Consider the following 18,475-nt stretch of genomic DNA (forward strand, 5'->3'; position numbering starts at 1 on the left):
TTTATAAAAAATTTTCATTTGAAAAAAGTAGTCACTTTTGGAGAAATTCTACTCCGTTTATCTACGGACAGGCATTTGAGATTTGCTCAGGCAGAATCGTATAAAGCAACCTATGGTGGGGGAGAATTTAATGTAGCTGTTTCGCTTGTAAATTACGGGATGAAGGCAGAATTTGTTACTAAAGTACCTAATAATGAATTAGGAAATTGTGCTATTCATGAAATGCGCAAACTGGATGTAGATTGTCAAAATGTAATGAAAGGTGGTGACCGTTTAGGAATTTATTTCCTTGAAACAGGAACCAGTACTCGTGCATCTAATGTAATTTATGACAGAGCTAACAGTTCAATGTCTACTTTGAAAAAAGGAGAATTTGACTGGAAAGAAATATTAAAAGATGCTACTTGGTTTCACTGGAGTGGGATTACTCCTGCACTTTCTGAAACTGCTGCCGAAGCTTGTTTCGAAGCAATAAAAGTAGCTCACGAATTAGGTTTGACTATTTCTACCGATTTGAATTACCGTTCTAAACTTTGGAACTATGGCAAACAACCTAAAGACGTAATGCCGGAAATGTTAAAGTACAGTAATATTATCTTAGGAGACATAGATACTGCTAACTTTATGTTAGGTTTAGATAAAGTAGATCCTGATTATCAAGAGGTTCATACATTGCCTGCTTTGTATAATGAGGTATTTAAACTTTGTCCTGAATTAAAATACATGTCAACTACTTTGCGTTATTCTGTAAGTGCTTCTCACCAACGTATTGGAGGAATCCTTTATGATGGAAAAGAAGTTTATAAAGCTGCTGTTCAGGAAGTGACTCCGGTTGTGGATAGAGTAGGTAGTGGTGATGCATTCATGGGAGGTTTAATCTACGGATTGAACGAAGAGCCTTTGGATAAACAAAGAGCCTTAAACTTTGCCGTTGCAGCTTGTTGTTTAAAACATACTATTTACGGAGACTATAATTTAATTACTAAAAATGAAATTGAAAAATTACTTGACGGAGATTTCACAGGTAAGGTTTCAAGATAAAAAAAGATAAAATGGCTCAATTTACACGTATAGAAGTTGCTACTGCAATGAAAGAAACAGGGATGATTCCGTTGTTTTTTAGTAATGATCTGGAATTAAGTAAGAATGTATTGAAAGCTTGTTATGATGGAGGTGCCCGTTTGATGGAGTTTACTGCCAGAGGAGATTTCGCTCACGAAGTTTTTGCTGAATTAACAAAATATGCTATCAAAGAATTACCGGGAATGATAATGGGAGTGGGTTCAGTAACTGATGCTGCAGCTGCTTCATTGTATATGCAATTAGGAGCTAATTTTATTGTAACTCCGGTATTTAGAGAAGATATTGCTATAGCATGTAATCGTAGAAAAGTATTATGGTCTCCTGGTTGTGGTACTTTATCAGAGATTGCAAGAGCAGAGGAATTAGGATGTGAGATTGTAAAATTGTTTCCTGGAGAAATCTACGGACCACAATTTATCAAAGGTGTTAAAGGACCTTGCCCTTGGACTAATATCATGCCTACAGGTGGGGTTTCAACCGAAAGAGATAATTTAAAATCTTGGTTTGATGCTGGTGCAACTTGTGTTGGAATCGGATCTCAGTTAATTTCAGCTGAAGTTTTGAAAAATAAAGATTATGCAGGATTAGCTCAAAAAGTAAAAGAAACGATAGCAACTATTGCTGATTTACGTAAAAAATAAAAAATAATACAACCGATTATGTCAGAAGTAATGGAAAAATTAAACAGAAAGAATAGAGGATTAGAGCAGTTGAATCCAATAAAAGTAGTACAATTTGGTGAAGGTAACTTTTTAAGAGCTTTTGTTGATTACGCTTTTCAAAGATTAAATAATGAAGTTGATTTCAATGCTGGTATTGCGATGGTTCAGCCATTGGCAGGTGGTATGGTAAACATGATTAATGACCAGGACGGTCTTTATACATTGTTTATGAACGGAATTAAAAAAGGAGAAAAAATTCAGGATATTCAGTTAATTAATAATGTTGTAAAAGGAATCAATCCTTATACTGAATTTGCTGATTATTTAGCTTTAGCTAAAGAAGAAGAACTTCAGTTTATTGTTTCAAACACTACTGAAGCCGGAATTGAATTCGTTGCAACTGATACTCCGGATATGCAGCCACCAGCTTCATTCCCTGGAAAGTTGACTGTTTTATTATACGAAAGATTCAAACATTTCAATGGAGATGCTTCAAAAGGAGTAACTATCATTCCTTGTGAATTAATTGATTACAATTCAGAAGCTTTGAAAAAATGTATATTGCAATTTTGTGAATTATGGAAGTTGGAAGAAGCATTTGTAACTTGGGTTTCAGAAGCTTGTACGTATCACAGTACTTTGGTTGACAGAATTGTTCCTGGATACCCAAGAGCTGAAATTGAAGACTATAATAGCAAATTAGATTATCAGGATAATTTAATTGTTGCTGCTGAGCCATTCTTCCTTTGGGCAATTGAAGGAGGGGATGATTTAAAAGCAAAATTACCATTCCATAAAACAGATTTGAATGTAAAAATTGTTGACGATATCCGTCCTTTCAAAATGATTAAAGTTCGAATTTTGAACGGTGCACATACAGCAATGGTTCCTGTTTCTCTTTTATTTGGAAACAAATTAGTAATGGAAACGGTTAATGGAGATTTTACCGGACCGTTTGTAGATAATGTTATCAGTGAAATTAGTGAAACGCTTCCGATGGATAAAAACGAAATCACTGCTTATGCTGAAGAGGTAATGGATCGTTTTAAAAATCCATTTATCAAACATGCACTTGCTGACATTGCTTTAAATTCTATTTCAAAATTCAAAGTAAGAGTATTGCCTAGTTTATTAGGATATTATAATGCGAAAAAAGAACTTCCTACTAGTTTAACTTTTTCATTAGCTTGTTTAATCCAATTCTACAAAGGAACCTGGAATAATGAAGCTTTACCGGTAAAAGATACTCCGGAATTAGTTGAAGCATTTAAAAAGGCTTGGGAATTAGAAGATTTAAATTCAGTTGTAGCTACAGTTTTAGCTAATACAGAATTTTGGGGTGAGGATTTAACAAAAGTTGACGGATTAGTACAAGCTTTAGTGCTTGCTTTAAATGAAATTGAGACCAATGGTGTAGAGCAAGGGTTTATCAATTTTTCTCAAAAAAAATAAAAAAGATAAAAAAATCAAGTTAATTAAGATGCAAAAGAAATTAATAAAGGTAGATCCTTCTGATAATGTGGCTGTAGCGTTAGTAAACCTAACTGCTGGAGAAACTATCGCTTTTGAAGGAGAAGATGTTTTAGTAATATCGGATACTAAAATGAAGCACAAGATTGCAATGGTAGATTTTGAGCCTGGAGACAAAATCTATATGTACGGTGTAATCGTAGGTAAAGCTAGCCAAAAGATTGCTAAAGGTGATGTTATTGCTACTACGAATGTAAAACACGAAAGTGCAAAGGTTTCAGGAAAAACTGAATCTATTGGTTGGACTGTTCCTAATGTAGATAAATGGAAAGATAAAACTTTCATGGGGTACCACCGTGAAGACGGACAAGTAGGTACTGAAAATGTTTGGTTGTTCTTCCCATTGGTATTCTGTGAAAACAGAAACATCGAAATCTTAAAAGGTATTTTCGAAAAAGAATTAATGAAACCAAAAGAGAACGATTACCAATTGTTGCTTCGTTCTTTGGTGAATTCTGAAAAAGGTGGTGATGAAGTAGTACAAAAATCAACAGAAGTAGATTTATTCCAAAATATTGAAGTAAAGTTTATTCAGCACCAAGGTGGTTGTGGAGGAATCCGTCAGGATTCACACTCTTTGGCTAAATTGTTGGCTGGTTATGTAAATAACCCTAACGTTGCCGGGGCTACTGTTTTGAGTTTAGGTTGTCAAAACTTACAAATCTCAATTTTCCAGGATGCTATGAAGGAAATCAATCCAAACTACAGCAAGCCGGTTTTGATTTACGACCAACAACAAATTGGTACAATTGAAGAAATGTTAAGCACTGTAGTAAAAGATTCTTTTGCTGCTATTAAAGAGGCTAATAAAATAGAAAGAAAACCTGCTCCGTTATCTAAATTAAGAATTGGTTTAGAGTGTGGTGGTTCTGATGGATTCTCAGGAATTTCTGCAAACCCAACATTAGGGGTGTTGTCTGATAAATTAGTTGCTTTAGGAGGAACTACAATTCTTTCTGAATTCCCTGAATTATGTGGTGTTGAGCAGGAATTAGTAAACCGTTGTATAGATGATAAAGACGGACAACGTTTCTTAGACTTAATGAAATGGTATGAGAAAACAGTTATAGATGCTGGTTCAGGATTTGATATGAATCCTTCTCCGGGTAACATCAAAGACGGTTTGATTACTGACGCAATGAAATCAGCAGGTGCTTCTAAAAAAGGAGGGACTTCACCAATTGTAGGAGTTTACGATTATGGAGAGTATATCAACGAGCCAGGATTTACATTGTTATGTACGCCAGGAAACGACGTTGAATGTACAACTGCAATGGTAGGTTCAGGAGCTAATATGGTATTGTTTACAACAGGTTTAGGAACTCCAACAGGAAATCCAATTGCACCGGTTGTAAAAGTATCTTCTAACACTCAATTGGCTCAAAAAATGTCTGATATTATCGATTTTAATACTGGTGGAATTATAACAGGTGATAAATCGATTGAAGAAACGGCTGACGAAATGTTAGAATTTATTATAAAAGTAGCTAGTGGTGATGTGAAAACTAAAGCTGCGATTTTAAACCAAAATGACTTTATTCCTTGGAAAAGAGGAGTATCGCTATAAAGATTGTTTTTAGATTTTGTTTTTAGTTAAAAAGGGAGGTGTTTTTATAATGCCTCCCTTTTTTTATTGGTTTCAAATAGGAATTTACTCAAGATTAAAAAAAGACCGCAGATTCGCAGATTTTTAAAATTTATAATCTGTGAATCTGCGGTAAAATTTTACTATTCTACGAATCTGTCAGAGGTTGTTACAAATCGGTATAATTTATTTTAGACACTTTTATTTGTGCTAAAGTGTAATTAGTGTCAAAATAAAATGTGTGTGTATGCCTAGATGGTTTGTTTTTAGCTAATTCTAGTCGAAGATTGTCGGATAAGTAATTTAGGGGATAAAATCACTTTGCTTTCAGATTTTTTATTGTTTATTTTATCTAAAAAAACCTGAGCTGCCATTTTTCCCATTTCTAATGGCGATTGATCAATAGTGGAAATAGACAATTCCATGAACTTGGTAAAAGGTTCATTTCCAAAACCAAATACGCAGAAATCCTCAGGGATTTTTATGCCGTGTTCTTTTAATTTTTGAATGGCTCCTAAAGCGGCAAAATCACTGGTGGAAAATATGGCATTTGGAGGGTTTTCTAAGGCTAATAATTTTTCGACAGCATCTCTTCCTTCTACAACATTACTTTTGATGCTTATAATGTAATCTTCGTTTATTGGAATGTTATTGTCTAATAATGCTTGTTCGTAACCTCTGTAACGGTCTTCATAAATTTCCAAAGAACGATCTCCTGAGAAATAAGCTATTTTTTTACAACCTTGTTCAATAAGATGTTGTGTGGTCTGGTAAGACGCCAGATAATCATCAATAGTAACCGAACTCACATTCTTCATTTCTTTCTTTCTGTCAAAAAATATTAAAGGAATGTTTTTCTGGATGACACGTTCTATGTAGTGATTGTTTTCTTTCGGGAGATTGGATATAGACATAAAAATACCATCAACCTGAGCATTTAATAGCGTATTGACATTTTCGACTTCTCTGTCTTCGTCCTCATGAGTTTGGCAAATAATGACCTGGTAGCCTTCAGGATGTAAGCCTTCTTCAATACCTCTGATTACCGAAGCAAAAAAATTAGTATTGATACGCGGGACAATAACGCCCACATTGTTACTTTTTCCACTTCTTAAAGCCAGTGCTAATTTATTTTGCTTATAATTCATTTTATTAGCCGTTTCAAGGACTAATTTTCGAGTGCTTTGACTTATTTTTGGGTTGTTGTTTAAGGCTCTCGAAACAGTTGCAGCAGTTATATTTAGCGCTTTGGCAATGTCATAAATTGTTGTTTTTCCACTCATTATAATTAGTCTATCTCGGTAAAAATACTATATTTTTTTATATAATTATTTGTTTGGTGTCGATAATGCTATCATTTTAAAATCAAATTAAGATTTTAGCCTTAGTTTTTTATCTAAAATACGGTTTTATAGTATTTTGCGAATTAAAGTCTTATTTTTTTATTTAGTAAAATAAACATTCTTTTTTTTATGTAAATCTATTTTTTTTAATGAATTTTATAGTTTAAATAAAAAAATAACTATAGATTTGTGTAATCGATTACATGAAATCTGCTGTTTTTTATTCGAAATATTTTTTTTGTGAATCGGGTTTTTAAAATTCTAAATTTAAACTTCTTTAATTTTTAGTACATGAAAAATAAACTTTACAGTTCGCTTTTTGGTTTCTCTATGGTTTTAGTTTCGGCTTTTTTTGCCAATTGTTTTGCCCAAAATGGGTCGACTGCTATTTTAGCCAATCCCTGGAAGGTAAAACAGCAAATAGAAAAAGCGGTAGTGGCTCCTGTTTTTGCAAATAAAAACTATAGTATTGTTGATTATGGAGCTAAGAGCGGAGGAGTGGTAAACAATTCGGAGGCTTTTAAAAAAGCAATTGAAGCCTGTTCTAAAAATGGAGGAGGTAAAGTAATTGTCCCGACGGGTAAGTTTTTAACCGGTCCTATTCATTTAGATAATAATGTAAATCTGCACTTAGAAGATGGAGCTGAGATTTTATTTAGCACTAAATCTTCTGATTATCCATTGGTAAGGACTTCATTTGAAGGAACAGAATTAATGAATCATTCTCCGCTGATATATGCTTATAATAAAAAGAATGTAGCTATTACAGGAAAAGGAATTTTAAATGGTCAGGCTAATAATGATAATTGGTGGTATTGGTGTGGTGCTAAACAATACGGATGGACTGAAGGAAAAGCAAATCAAAATGATCCTAAAAATCGTATTCGTCTAGTTGAATCGGCTGAACAAGGTGTTCCGGTGGAACAAAGAGTTTATGGAGAAGGTTCTTATTTAAGACCCAATTTTATAGAGTTTTTTGGCTGTACTGATGCGTTAATTAAGGATGTGAAAATTGTAAATGCACCTTTTTGGGTTATTCATCCAATGAAATCTACCAATGTAACTGTTGATGGTGTAACTGTTCAAAGTCATGGGCCTAATAATGATGGCTGTGATCCTGAATATTCTAAAAACGTTATTATTAAAAATTGTTCTTTCGATACAGGAGACGATTGTATTGCCATAAAAGCAGGAAAGGATGCTGACGGAAGAAGAGTTGCAATGAAAAGCGAAAATATTATTGTTCAAAACTGTAAAATGCTCGATGGTCATGGAGGTGTTGTAATAGGAAGCGAAATGACTGGTGGGGTGAAAAATGTTTTTGTCGAAAATTGTGTCATGGATAGTCCTAATTTAGATAGAGCCATTCGTATTAAATCGAATTCCAGAAGAGGAGGACTTGTTGAAAATGTTTTTGTTAGAAACATCGAAGTGGGTCAGGTTAAAGAATGTGTTTTGATTCTGGATATGTTTTACAATGTGTATGGTAATCAAACAGGATCTTTTATACCACAAGTTAAAAATATAGTTCTTGAAAATATAAATGTTAAAAACGCTGGAAAATATGGTGTTTTAGCCAAGGGGTATAAAGAGTTACCTATAGAGAATGTGATTCTTAAAAATGTAAAAATTGACAAAGCAGCTTCGCCTTATTTAGTAGAAAATGTAAAAAATCTACAGTTTATAAATACGTTTATCAACGGGAAAAAAGTTGAAAGCCCTAAAGAATTATAAAAGTAAAGAAACTTTAGTTGGTTTATTTGGCAGAATTAGAAAAATTGAATGTTCACGATAAAATATAGTATTATGAAAAAACTTTCTTTGTTTGTGTATTCTGGTTTAGGAATTTTTACCATTTGTTTTTTGTTTTTATGTTGTAAACCAATAGAAAAAACAAAAAAAACTATTGCGAGTCAAAAAGAGCAGTTGATTTCGAATAAGCTAAAATGGTCAGAGAGAATGGCATTGTCCATTATGAAGCGCCATCCTAAGGCTTGGCAGATTGATGATCATGAAGCTCCTAAATGGGATTATAAAATTGGCATGATTTTAACGGCGTATGAAAAGTTATATGCTAAAACAGCTAACCAAAAATATTTCGATTATATAAAAGGATATGCTGATACATTAATTGATAGTACAGGGGCTTTTCAAAATTTTAATCCTCAGGATCATAATATTGATTTTATTAATGCTGGGAAAATACTTTTTGGTCTGTATAATAAAACGAAGGAGCAGAAGTATTTTACAGCCTTAAAAACATTAAGAAGACAGTTTGACGATTATCCAAGAACTCCATCTGGTGGATTTTGGCATAAAAAAATATATCCTAATCAAATGTGGTTGGACGGTTTGTATATGGGAGAACCATTTTATGCCCGATACACGGCTGAATTTGAAAAGGGAGAAAAATTAAATGATGTAGCCCATCAGTTTGAATTGCTTCATGATCATGCAATGGATAAAAAAACTGGTTTGTATTTTCACGCCTGGGATGAAAGCAAAAAAATGCCTTGGGCAAATAAGGAAACGGGAACTGCCCCTCATATTTGGTTAAGGGCGTTGGGTTGGTACGGAATGGCTTTAGTAGATGTATTGGATTATTTCCCAAAAGATCATCCTAAGCGAAAAGAATTAGTAGTTTATTTGAATGAATTAGCCGTTGGAGTCAGCAAATATCAGGATGTTTCCGGCTTATGGTATCAGGTGCCAAATTTACAAAGCAGAAAAGGGAATTATCTGGAGGCATCTGGCTCAGCCATGTTAGTGTATGCTATTGCAAAAGGAGTGCATAAAGGTTATTTGCCTGCTAATTTTAAAAAAGTTGCCACTAAAGGTTTAGACGGTTTAATAAAGAAATTGATAAAAGTGGATGCAGATGGGGAAATTCACATTACTCAGGTTTGTGCCAGTGCAGGACTAGGGGGAAATCCGTATAGAGATGGTTCTTTTGAATATTATATGAGTGAAAAAATTAAAGTAGATAATTCACATGGATTAGGAGCTTTTCTTTTAGCAGCGATAGAATTAGATAAATAATAAAAACAATTAATTAAAAATATAACAAGATGAGATTAATGAGAACAAAACAATTTTTATTTACGTTTATTTTAATAGGGGCATTAGGGTTTACAAGTTGTAAATCACAGACAAGTGCTACTACGACTAAAAAGGGATTATCATCTTCAAAGATGAAATGGTCTGAAAGAATGGCTGGAACGTTAATGATGCGTCATCCTAAAGCATTTCAAATTGATGATAGAACTACTGCAAAATGGGATTATGTACATGGTTTAGTATTAAGTTCTATTGAAGAATTGTACAAAAAAACCAAAGATCAAAAATATTACGATTATGTAAAAGGTTATGCTGATGCCTTAATCGATGAAAATGGTAAGATCGCAACCTATGAAGAAGATAAATACAATATTGATATGGTTGTGGCAACTAATATCTTATTTGATATTTACGAAAAAACTAAGGAGAAAAAATATTTGGTTGCTATACAAACCATCAGAAAACAGTTAGATAGCCAACCTAGAACTCCATCAGGAGGATTCTGGCATAAAAAAATCTATCCAAACCAAATGTGGTTAGACGGATTGTACATGGGACAACCTTTCTATGCTGAATATACTGCTAAGTTTGAAAATGGTAAAAATTTAAATGATGTTGCAAAACAATTTGAATTGATTGAAGCTAATGATAAAGATCCAAAAACTGGATTGTTGTACCACGCTTGGGATGAAAGTAAAATGATGCCTTGGGCTGATAAAGTTACAGGAAAATCTCCTAATTTCTGGTCTCGTGCTTTAGGTTGGTATGCTATGGCTTTAGTTGATGTGTTGGATTATTTTCCAAAAGACCATCCAAAACAAAAAGAATTGGTGGGTTATTTGAATAATCTGGCTGTGGCTTTGGAAAAAGTGCAGGATAAAAAAACAGGTTTGTGGTATCAGGTGACTGATATGGCAGGAAGAGAAGGGAATTATCTTGAGTCTTCAGGTTCTTCTATGTTTGCTTATGCTTTAGCTAAAGGAGTAAACAAAGGTTATTTGCCTGCTAAATTTAAAAAAGTGGCTAATTTTGCTTTTGACGGATTGACTACTAAATTAATCAGAGTAGATGCCGATGGTGGAATTAGTTTGACTCAGGCTTGTCAGGTAGCAGGTTTAGGTGGAACTCCATACCGTGATGGTTCTTATGAATATTATGTAAATGAGAAAAAGAAAGACAATGATCCTAAAGCTACAGGGCCATTTATATTAGCTGCTATCGAATTAAACCGATAATAAGTTTTTCCATTTACAAATATTAACCAACCACTATGAAATTTATAAATAATGCAGTTGCAATAGGATTAGTTCTATTGTCTAATCAGTTTGTTGTTGCTCAAAAATCAAATGAATATTCGAAAGTTTGGGTAGCCGATAATGGCGATGGAACGTATAAGAATCCAATTTTACATGCCGATTATTCTGATCCGGATGCGATTCGTGTTGGAGATGATTATTACATGACTGCTTCTTCTTTTAACTGTATTCCCGGCTTGCCAATTTTGCATTCTAAGGATATGGTGAACTGGGAATTGGTGAATTATGCGTTACAAAAACAACCTCCTTTTGATGTTTTTGATATTCCACAACATGGAAATGGAGTTTGGGCTCCCTGTATTCGTTTTCATAATGATGAATTTTATATTTATTATCCGGATCCTGATTACGGGATTTATATGATTAAAACCAAGGATCCAAAAGGATTGTGGTCTGATCCTATATTAATTAAAGAAGGAAAAGGATTGATTGATCCTACGCCTTTGTGGGATGAGGATGGAAAGGCATATTTAGGATTTGCTTTTGCAGGAAGTCGTGCCGGAATAAAAAGTATGTTGGCTATTTGTACGATGAATCCTGAGGGAACTTTAGCGAATGACGATGCCGTTATGGTGCTTGATGGACATTTTGATGAAGCTACGGTTGAAGGACCAAAGTTGTATAAGCGAAACGGTTATTATTACATTTTTGCACCAGCAGGAGGAGTTCCTACAGGCTGGCAAACCGTTATGCGTTCTAAAAATATTTTTGGTCCTTACGAGAAAAGAAAAGTAATGGATCAGGGAAAATCGCCTATTAATGGTCCTCATCAGGGTGCTTGGGTGGATACTCAGACAGGTGAAGACTGGTTCTTCCATTTCCAGGATAAGGGAGCTTACGGAAGAATTGTGCATTTACAACCTATGAAATGGGTTAACGATTGGCCAGTTATTGGAATAGATAAAGACAAAGACGGTAAAGGAGAACCTGTTTTGACTTATAAAAAACCGAATGTTGGAAAAACCTATCCAATAATGACCCCTCCGGATTCAGATGAGTTTAATTCACCAAAATTAGGATTGCAATGGGAATGGCATGCTAATCCTCAGGTATATTGGGGATTGCCAACAAGCATGGGGTATTACTCTCTGTTTTGCCGTCCAATGCCAGAAAAAGCAGTGAATTTATTTGATGTACCAAATATTTTAGCGCAAAAATTCCCGGCTAACGAATTTACCACGACTACCAAAATGACATTTAATGCCCGTTTTGATGGTGAAAGTATTGGTTTAGTAATTCTGGGATTGGATTACAGTATGCTAAAAGTAAAACAGAAAAATGGTGAATTGTTCATTTCTCAGGTTACTTGTAAAAATGCCGATAAAAAAGGTGTTGAGATCGAAACACAGGCTGTTAAATTAGATAATAAAACTTTTTACCTGCAAACTAAGGTTAAAGAGGGAGGAATTTGCAGTTTCTTTTATAGTACCGATGGTAAAAACTTTAAATCTTTAGGCGAAGATTTTAAATCCCGTGAGGGAAAATGGATTGGGGCTAAGATTGGTTTAACGGCTCTTCGAGAAGGAAAAATAAACGACGCAGGAAGTGTAGATATTGATTGGTTTAGATTTACTAAATAAATAAACTATGAATAATTTTTTTAAAGGTATAATTACTCTTTTCTGTTGCTTTGTAGCGGGAATAAATACACAGGCTCAGGTTCTTGATAAATCATGGAAGAGTATTACAGAATTGAAAGACGAGAATTGGTTTGCTTCGAAAGAAGCTAAAGCCGTAGCTGAAAATGTGTTGTTGTATCAACGCAATATAGGCGGATGGCCAAAAAACATCCAAATGCAAAAGCCTCTTTCTGATGCACAAAAACAGGAATTGCTAGCTCTTAAAACTTCAACTGAAGGTTGTACTACCGATAACAGTGCGACTTGTCAGGAAATGCTTTTTCTTTCGAAAATATACAAACAACAACCGGACGAAAGGTATAAGAAAGCCTTTCTTTCAGGATTGGATTATTTGTTGAAAGCGCAATATGACAATGGGGGATGGCCGCAATTTTATCCTTTGAAAAAAGGATATTATACGCATATCACATACAATGATGATTCTATGGTGAATATCCTTAATATTTTAAAGGAAATTAAAGATAAAACCGATTATTATTCGATAAAACCATCTGAAGAAATTGTAGCAAAAACTAAAATTGCTTTTGATAAAGGAATTGATTGTATTATCAAAACCCAATATAAGCAAAACGGTGTTTTGACCGCCTGGTGTGCACAACATGACGAAACTACTTTTTTGCCAGCTAAAGCCCGCGCTTATGAATTACCGTCATTAAGCGGTAAAGAATCGGCTAAAATTGTATTGTTGTTAATGTCTATTGAAAATCCTTCAAAAGAAATAATTACGGCTGTTGATGCTGCGGTTGTTTGGTTTGAAAAAGTAAAAATAGAAGGTTTAAGAGAAGACCGTTCTTTGAATGAAAAAGGCAAGATAAGCGACAAAAAAATGGTTGCTGATGTTAATGCTCCAGCACTATGGGCTCGTTTTATGGAATTGGAAGATAATAAACCTTTTTTCTCAGACAGGGATGGAGTTAAAAAATATTCATTATCAGAAATTGGCGATGAGCGCAGAAATGGATATTCCTGGTATACCAATGAGCCTAAAGAGGTATTGAAAGCTTACGAAAAGTGGAAAAAAAAACTTTCGACTGAGCTAAAATCGACTCCGAAAACAGGAATGAAAGCTCCAAAAGATGAATATAATATTGTTGTAGCCCAGGATGGTAGCGGTGATTATACGAGTATTCAGGAAGCGATATACAATTCTCCTTCATTTCCTTATAAAAGAGTGTTGATTACGATTAAAAATGGTGTTTATCATGAAAAAGTACTAATTCCGGAGTGGAATACCAAGGTTTCTTTAATTGGTGAAAGCAAAGAAAACACGATAATTACCTTTGATGATTATTATGGTAAAATCAATCTGGGGCGAAACAGTACCTTTTTAACACCAACTGTATTGGTGGAAGGAAATGATTTTAAGGCAATTAATTTAACCATTAAAAACACTTCGGGTCCTGTTGGTCAGGCAATAGCTTTGTCGGTAGTTGCTGATAGAGTGGTGGTTTCTAATTGCATTATTTTAGGAAATCAGGATACTTTGTACACTTCGGGAGAAGGATTTAAGCAGTATTTCAAGGATTGCTTTATTGAAGGAACAGTAGATTTTATTTTTGGTAGCGCAACGGTGGTATTTGATAATTGTACGCTGCATAGCAAAAGTAATGCTTATGTAACGGCGGCTTCAACGCCTGAAAGTTCTAAATACGGTTTTGTGTTTATGAATTGCAAACTGACTGCTGATGAAAAAGCGACTGAAGTTTATCTTGGACGACCTTGGCGTATTAACGCTAAAACGGTGTATTTGAATTGCGAAATGGATAATCATATTCGAAAAGAAGGCTGGAACAACTGGTCTAAAGCTGATGCTGAAAAAGCTTCTTTTTATGCCGAATACAATTGTTCTGGTCCGGGATTTCAACCAGCAAACAGAGTAGCCTGGTCACATCAATTAACTAAAACGGAGGCTAAGGATTATACTTTGCAACAGATTCTTGAAGATTCAAAATCGAAATTAAATATTAATTGGTATTCAAATTTTAAATAATTATGAGAATTAAATTGTTACTTTTATTATTAATAGCTACTAGTTGTTTTGCACAAAAAACAACTGTTTACACCATTGGCGATTCGACGATGGCTAATAAATCCAATCCAACAGAAAATCCGGAACACGGATGGGCTCAGGTGTTACAGCAGTTTTTTGACAATAACGTAGTGGTCGATAACAGAGCAATGAATGGTCGCAGTACACGTAGTTTTATTAACGAAAAACGTTGGGATTCGATTTTGAAAACCTTGAAAAAAGGAGATTATGTTTTTATCCAATTTGGGCATAATGACCAAAAAGAAAATAAACCAAGTGTGTACACTAATCCGCGTACAGCTTATCGCCAAAATTTGATTCGATTTGTGACAGAGGCGCGTGCTAAAGGTGCGACTCCGGTTTTGTTTTCGTCAATCGTTAGAAGAAATTTTAATGCAGAAGGTACTTTGGTAGATACGCACGGTCTATATCCATTGGAAACCCGATTGGTTGCTACAGATTATAAGGTTCCGTTTATTGATTTGCAATATTTGACCGAGTTGTTAGAGGAATCTTATGGTGTTGAAGGTTCGAAAAAATTGCATTTGCATTTTAATGCAGGCGAAAGTGCTTTTTATAAAACCGAAAAACACGACGATACCCATTTGTCATTATTAGGAGCTACAGAGATTGCTAAATTGGCTATAATCGAATTAAAAAAGACCGATTTAGATTTGAAAAAACACATTAAGTAAAACTGAATACTGAATAGCATGAAAAACATTACTTTTTATTTCGTCACGATTTTGTCATCTTTCAATATGCTTTTGGCGCAAACAAGTCCTAAAAATGCGACTGCTGAAATAGAAAGAATTGTTAGTGGTATTCAATTGCCTTCAATTCCTAATAACAAATTCCTGATTACAAAATTTGGAGCCAAAGGTGATTCGGTGACTAATTGTAAGTCAGCTTTTGATAAAGCAATGAAAGCCTGTTTAAAAAAGCATGGTGGGACTATCATTGTTCCAAAAGGTGTTTACACGATTAATGGACCTATCCATTTTGTGAGTAACGTCAAATTGCATTTAGAGACAGGTGCTAAAATACGATTTGGCTCTAATCCTAAAGATTATCCTTTGGTATTAACGAGTTGGGAAGGAACAATGTTATATAATTATAGTCCGTTAATTTATGGTAATAATGTAGAAAATGTTGCTATTACCGGAAACGGAATTATTGATGGTGAAGCTAAGGATACCTGGATAAAATGGAAGCCATTGGAAGAAAAAGACAAGTTGTTGAGCAGGGAAATGAATCACAAAAATGTTCCTGTAAAAGAGCGCATTTTTGGTGAAGGACATTTTTTAAGACCTCAATTAATTCAGTTTGTCAATTCTAAAAATATTTTGTTAGAAGATGTAAAAATTGAAGATTCTCCGTTTTGGTGTGTACATTTATTAAAATCTAGAAGCATTACCCTTCGCGGATTAAAATATGATGCCCAAAACAATAATAATGACGGTGTTGATCCTGAATATTCGAGTGATATTTTGATTGAGAAAATTCAGTTTGATAATGGCGACGATAATGTGGCTATTAAAGCGGGACGCGATAATGAAGGACGTGATAATTCAAATAGTCCTTCTGAAAACATTGTAATTAGAAATTGCGAATTTAAAGGCCTGCATGCTGTGGTTATTGGCAGCGAAATGTCAGCTGGTGTCCGTAATGTATTTGTAGATAATTGTAAAGCCAGAGGCTATTTGAAAAGAGGAATTTATATTAAGACTAATTCAGATAGAGGTGGTTATGTTAAAGATCTCTATTTTTCTAATATTGCTTTAGGCAAAGTAGAAGATTGTATCTATGTGACTGCTAATTATCATGGGGAAGGCAGTGGTTTGTATCCTTCTAAAATTTCAGATATTTCTATTTCAAATGTCAGCTGTGAAGCTGCTTCAAATACGGCTATTATCATCGAAGGTTTTCCGGAGAAGAAAGTCGAAAATGTAGTTTTGGACAAAATCACGGTGAAGTCGGCTAAAAACGGAATGACATTAGTTAACACTCAAAATATTAGTGTAAACGAAATTATAATTGGGGATAAAATAGGGGTGCCAAGTTCTGTGAAATAATTTTTTTTTCTCAGCAAATTACCATTTAGAACTGCATTATTTAATGTCAGTTCGAGCGAAGTCGAGAACATTATCAATTTGTATTGTCCCTCGACTTCGCTCGGGATGACAATTCTATGTAATAAAATCTTTGTTTAAAGTTTCCAGAGGAGATTAATTCCTAAATAGAAAATACAGTATAGTAGTTAAGGTACTGGTGTTTTCGAATTCTCTTAAAAAGGCATAAGCTCTCTTCATTTGTGTCTTTACAGTATTGATGGAGATATTATACATTTCTGCAATTTCTGCATAACTGTGTCCTTCTACAATATGCGACATGAAAATCTCTCTTCTGGCTTGAGGAATCTTGTCAACTAAAGTAAGGATTTTAGGTTTTTTATTTTCTTCCGCTTTTTCAAAAACAACTTGTTCTTCAAATTTTGGATGAATTATTTTGTTGTTTTCTAAACTGATTGTTTTGTGTTTTTCTAAATATTGAAGACTCATATTTTTCACTGATCTTGAAGCATAAGCCTTAAACGAAATAGTAAAGTTTAGAGCTTCTTCTTTTTCCCATAGATAAATAAAAAAATCCTGTACAACATCTTTTGCCACATCTTTATCCTTAGTTATGTTAAAAGAAACTAAAGATAAAAAGGTGAAATGTTCTTTGTACAAGTCTTCAAATATTTTTAAATCTTTATGAGATGACATTTGTAAATAGAGATTATTCGTTTTGTAATGGATTACATTACGTCAAATATAAAATAAAAACTTAGTTTTTTTTTATAATGTGTAAAAAAAATAAAAAATAATTAATTAAAGTTGTCACCCTAAAAAACTTTTTTCCTAACATAACTTTAACATACAAGATAAATACAATGGACTCCAGCCCAAATTTGATTAATATCCTAAAGGAAATAGTAAGTAATGGAAGTATTGATACTTCCAAAATAAAATTGTTGTCTCAAGAAGAGCAAGAATTAATAAAAGAGCTTCATAATAATGGATTGCTCGAAGAGGCATTATTGTATGTAGAATCAATAGATGCTGAAAAAAATTGGGATGAATTAAAAGAAAGAATAAATGTTAAAAAGAATCCCATTGTAATCAATTGGAAAAATATTTTTCAATATGCAGCAGTTTTTGTGGGCTTGTTGAGTTTGGTATATGTTTTTCAATATAAAACGGATTCACAAACTAAAACTGTTATTCCTGCCGATGCCATTCAATTGGTTTTAGAAAATGGAGATGTTCAGATTTTAAGTCCTAATGGAGATCAACAAATTATAAAGAAAAATGGAGAAGTAGTCGCTTCTCAAAAGGAAAATCAAATTAGTTATAGTTCATCTCGAGTGATAGATAAGTTAGTTTATAATGAGATTAAAATTCCTTACGGAAAAACCTTTGTAGTCACTTTGTCGGACGGTACAGTTGTCAATATGAATGCAGGTTCTTCTTTAAAATATCCGGTTCAATTTATCAAAGGACATAATAGAGAAGTGGTGTTAGAAGGAGAAGCTTTTTTTGATGTTACTAAAGATAAAGCACATCCTTTTATTGTTAAAACTAGAGGTGTAGATGTTAGAGTTTTAGGAACAAAATTTAATGTGAGTTCGTATAAAGAAGAGGTCGATATCAATACTGTATTGGTTGAGGGATCGGTTAGTTTGTCTAGTGCGGCTACACCAAATGAGAAAGCAATGCTCGTTCCAGGTGAAAAAGGAACTTGGAATAATCAAAAAAGAGCAATAACTGTTGAAAAAGTAGATACTCGATTTTATACAGAATGGATGAATGGGGAACTTGTTTTTAGAAAAACAGCTTTTAAAGATATTATAATAAAGTTAGAACGCTCTTATAATGTAACTATTGAGAATAATAGAAAAGATCTTTTAGCTAAAAAATTCAATGCCAGTTTTAATAAGAATATTGAAAGTATTGAGGTGGTATTAGAAACAATGAGTAAAATTCAAGACTTCACTTTTAAGAAAGAAGGGAAGTTGATAAAAATAAACTAACTAATTTACTAACTAACCAAAAACTAATTCATGAGATGAGAGTGTAATTTTTTTAAAGGAAGAAATACATGAAAAAAAATCGGAAAATAGTACCAGTATTTCCCGATTTAGTAATGTGTTTCAAACGACGTATCGAAATTAAATCATTTAAAATC

General features: G+C 33.7%; 14 protein-coding genes. 12 read left to right on the plus strand and 2 right to left on the minus strand.

Annotation, left to right across the window (positions count from 1 at the left end; all coding sequences use genetic code 11):
- Positions 1-18 precede the first annotated feature (18 nt).
- Genes EOD40_RS12900 through EOD40_RS12915 form a run of 4 tightly spaced genes read left to right on the plus strand, consistent with a single transcriptional unit; the run spans position 19 to position 4,842 of the window.
- The gene (locus tag EOD40_RS12900) at positions 19-1,041 is read left to right on the plus strand and encodes a sugar kinase (protein ID WP_128196173.1); all 1,023 of its coding nucleotides are present in this window, start codon (positions 19-21) and stop codon (positions 1,039-1,041) included.
- A gap of 11 nt (positions 1,042-1,052) precedes the next feature.
- Positions 1,053-1,724: a bifunctional 4-hydroxy-2-oxoglutarate aldolase/2-dehydro-3-deoxy-phosphogluconate aldolase gene (locus EOD40_RS12905; RefSeq protein ID WP_071185016.1), complete on the plus strand. Its 672-nt coding sequence runs from the start codon at positions 1,053-1,055 to the stop codon at positions 1,722-1,724.
- A 30-nt stretch (positions 1,725-1,754) separates the two neighbouring features.
- Positions 1,755-3,197: a tagaturonate reductase gene (locus EOD40_RS12910; protein WP_128196319.1), complete on the plus strand. Its 1,443-nt coding sequence runs from the start codon at positions 1,755-1,757 to the stop codon at positions 3,195-3,197.
- Between the two features lie 28 nt (positions 3,198-3,225).
- Complete coding sequence (locus EOD40_RS12915) at positions 3,226-4,842, plus strand: UxaA family hydrolase (RefSeq protein ID WP_128196175.1); 1,617 nt, start codon at positions 3,226-3,228, stop codon at positions 4,840-4,842.
- A 284-nt stretch (positions 4,843-5,126) separates the two neighbouring features.
- On the opposite strand, the gene EOD40_RS12920 is transcribed toward EOD40_RS12915, so the two are convergent.
- Positions 5,127-6,143 carry a LacI family DNA-binding transcriptional regulator gene (locus EOD40_RS12920; protein WP_128196177.1) on the minus strand — a complete coding sequence of 339 codons (1,017 nt, stop codon included), beginning with the start codon at positions 6,141-6,143 and terminating at the stop codon, positions 5,127-5,129.
- Positions 6,144-6,494: 351 nt separating this feature from the next.
- On the opposite strand from EOD40_RS12920, the gene EOD40_RS12925 reads away from it, so the two are divergent.
- From EOD40_RS12925 to EOD40_RS12955, 7 genes are all read left to right on the plus strand, one after another.
- Positions 6,495-7,937 carry a glycoside hydrolase family 28 protein gene (locus tag EOD40_RS12925; protein WP_128196179.1) on the plus strand — a complete coding sequence of 481 codons (1,443 nt, stop codon included), beginning with the start codon at positions 6,495-6,497 and terminating at the stop codon, positions 7,935-7,937.
- Positions 7,938-8,009: 72 nt separating this feature from the next.
- Positions 8,010-9,242 (plus strand): glycoside hydrolase family 88/105 protein, encoded by a 1,233-nt coding sequence (locus EOD40_RS12930; protein WP_128196181.1) that lies wholly within the window; start codon positions 8,010-8,012, stop codon positions 9,240-9,242.
- Positions 9,243-9,271: 29 nt separating this feature from the next.
- Entirely contained in the window at positions 9,272-10,495 is a 1,224-nt protein-coding gene (locus EOD40_RS12935; protein ID WP_231129627.1) for a glycoside hydrolase family 88/105 protein, read from the plus strand.
- Positions 10,496-10,530: 35 nt separating this feature from the next.
- A complete protein-coding gene (locus tag EOD40_RS12940; RefSeq protein ID WP_128196182.1) occupies positions 10,531-12,156 on the plus strand; it encodes a glycoside hydrolase family 43 protein in 1,626 nt (541 codons plus the stop codon).
- Positions 12,157-12,163: 7 nt separating this feature from the next.
- On the plus strand, positions 12,164-14,206 hold the full coding sequence (gene pelA, locus EOD40_RS12945) for a pectate lyase (protein ID WP_128196184.1): 2,043 nt from the start codon (positions 12,164-12,166) through the stop codon (positions 14,204-14,206).
- 2 nt (positions 14,207-14,208) lie between these two features.
- On the plus strand, positions 14,209-14,940 hold the full coding sequence (locus tag EOD40_RS12950) for a rhamnogalacturonan acetylesterase (protein ID WP_128196186.1): 732 nt from the start codon (positions 14,209-14,211) through the stop codon (positions 14,938-14,940).
- Between the two features lie 18 nt (positions 14,941-14,958).
- Positions 14,959-16,320, plus strand: a complete 1,362-nt coding sequence (locus EOD40_RS12955; protein ID WP_231129628.1) for a glycoside hydrolase family 28 protein — start codon at positions 14,959-14,961, stop codon at positions 16,318-16,320.
- Between the two features lie 153 nt (positions 16,321-16,473).
- On the opposite strand, the gene EOD40_RS12960 is transcribed toward EOD40_RS12955, so the two are convergent.
- Complete coding sequence (locus EOD40_RS12960) at positions 16,474-17,013, minus strand: sigma-70 family RNA polymerase sigma factor (RefSeq protein ID WP_128196188.1); 540 nt, start codon at positions 17,011-17,013, stop codon at positions 16,474-16,476.
- 167 nt (positions 17,014-17,180) lie between these two features.
- Between EOD40_RS12960 and EOD40_RS12965 the strand changes: the two genes are divergently transcribed.
- Positions 17,181-18,320, plus strand: a complete 1,140-nt coding sequence (locus tag EOD40_RS12965) for a FecR family protein (protein WP_128196190.1) — start codon at positions 17,181-17,183, stop codon at positions 18,318-18,320.
- Positions 18,321-18,475: the final 155 nt, after the last annotated feature.

This window comes from Flavobacterium sufflavum (assembly GCF_004016525.1).
Classification (GTDB): Bacteria; Bacteroidota; Bacteroidia; order Flavobacteriales; family Flavobacteriaceae; genus Flavobacterium; species Flavobacterium sufflavum.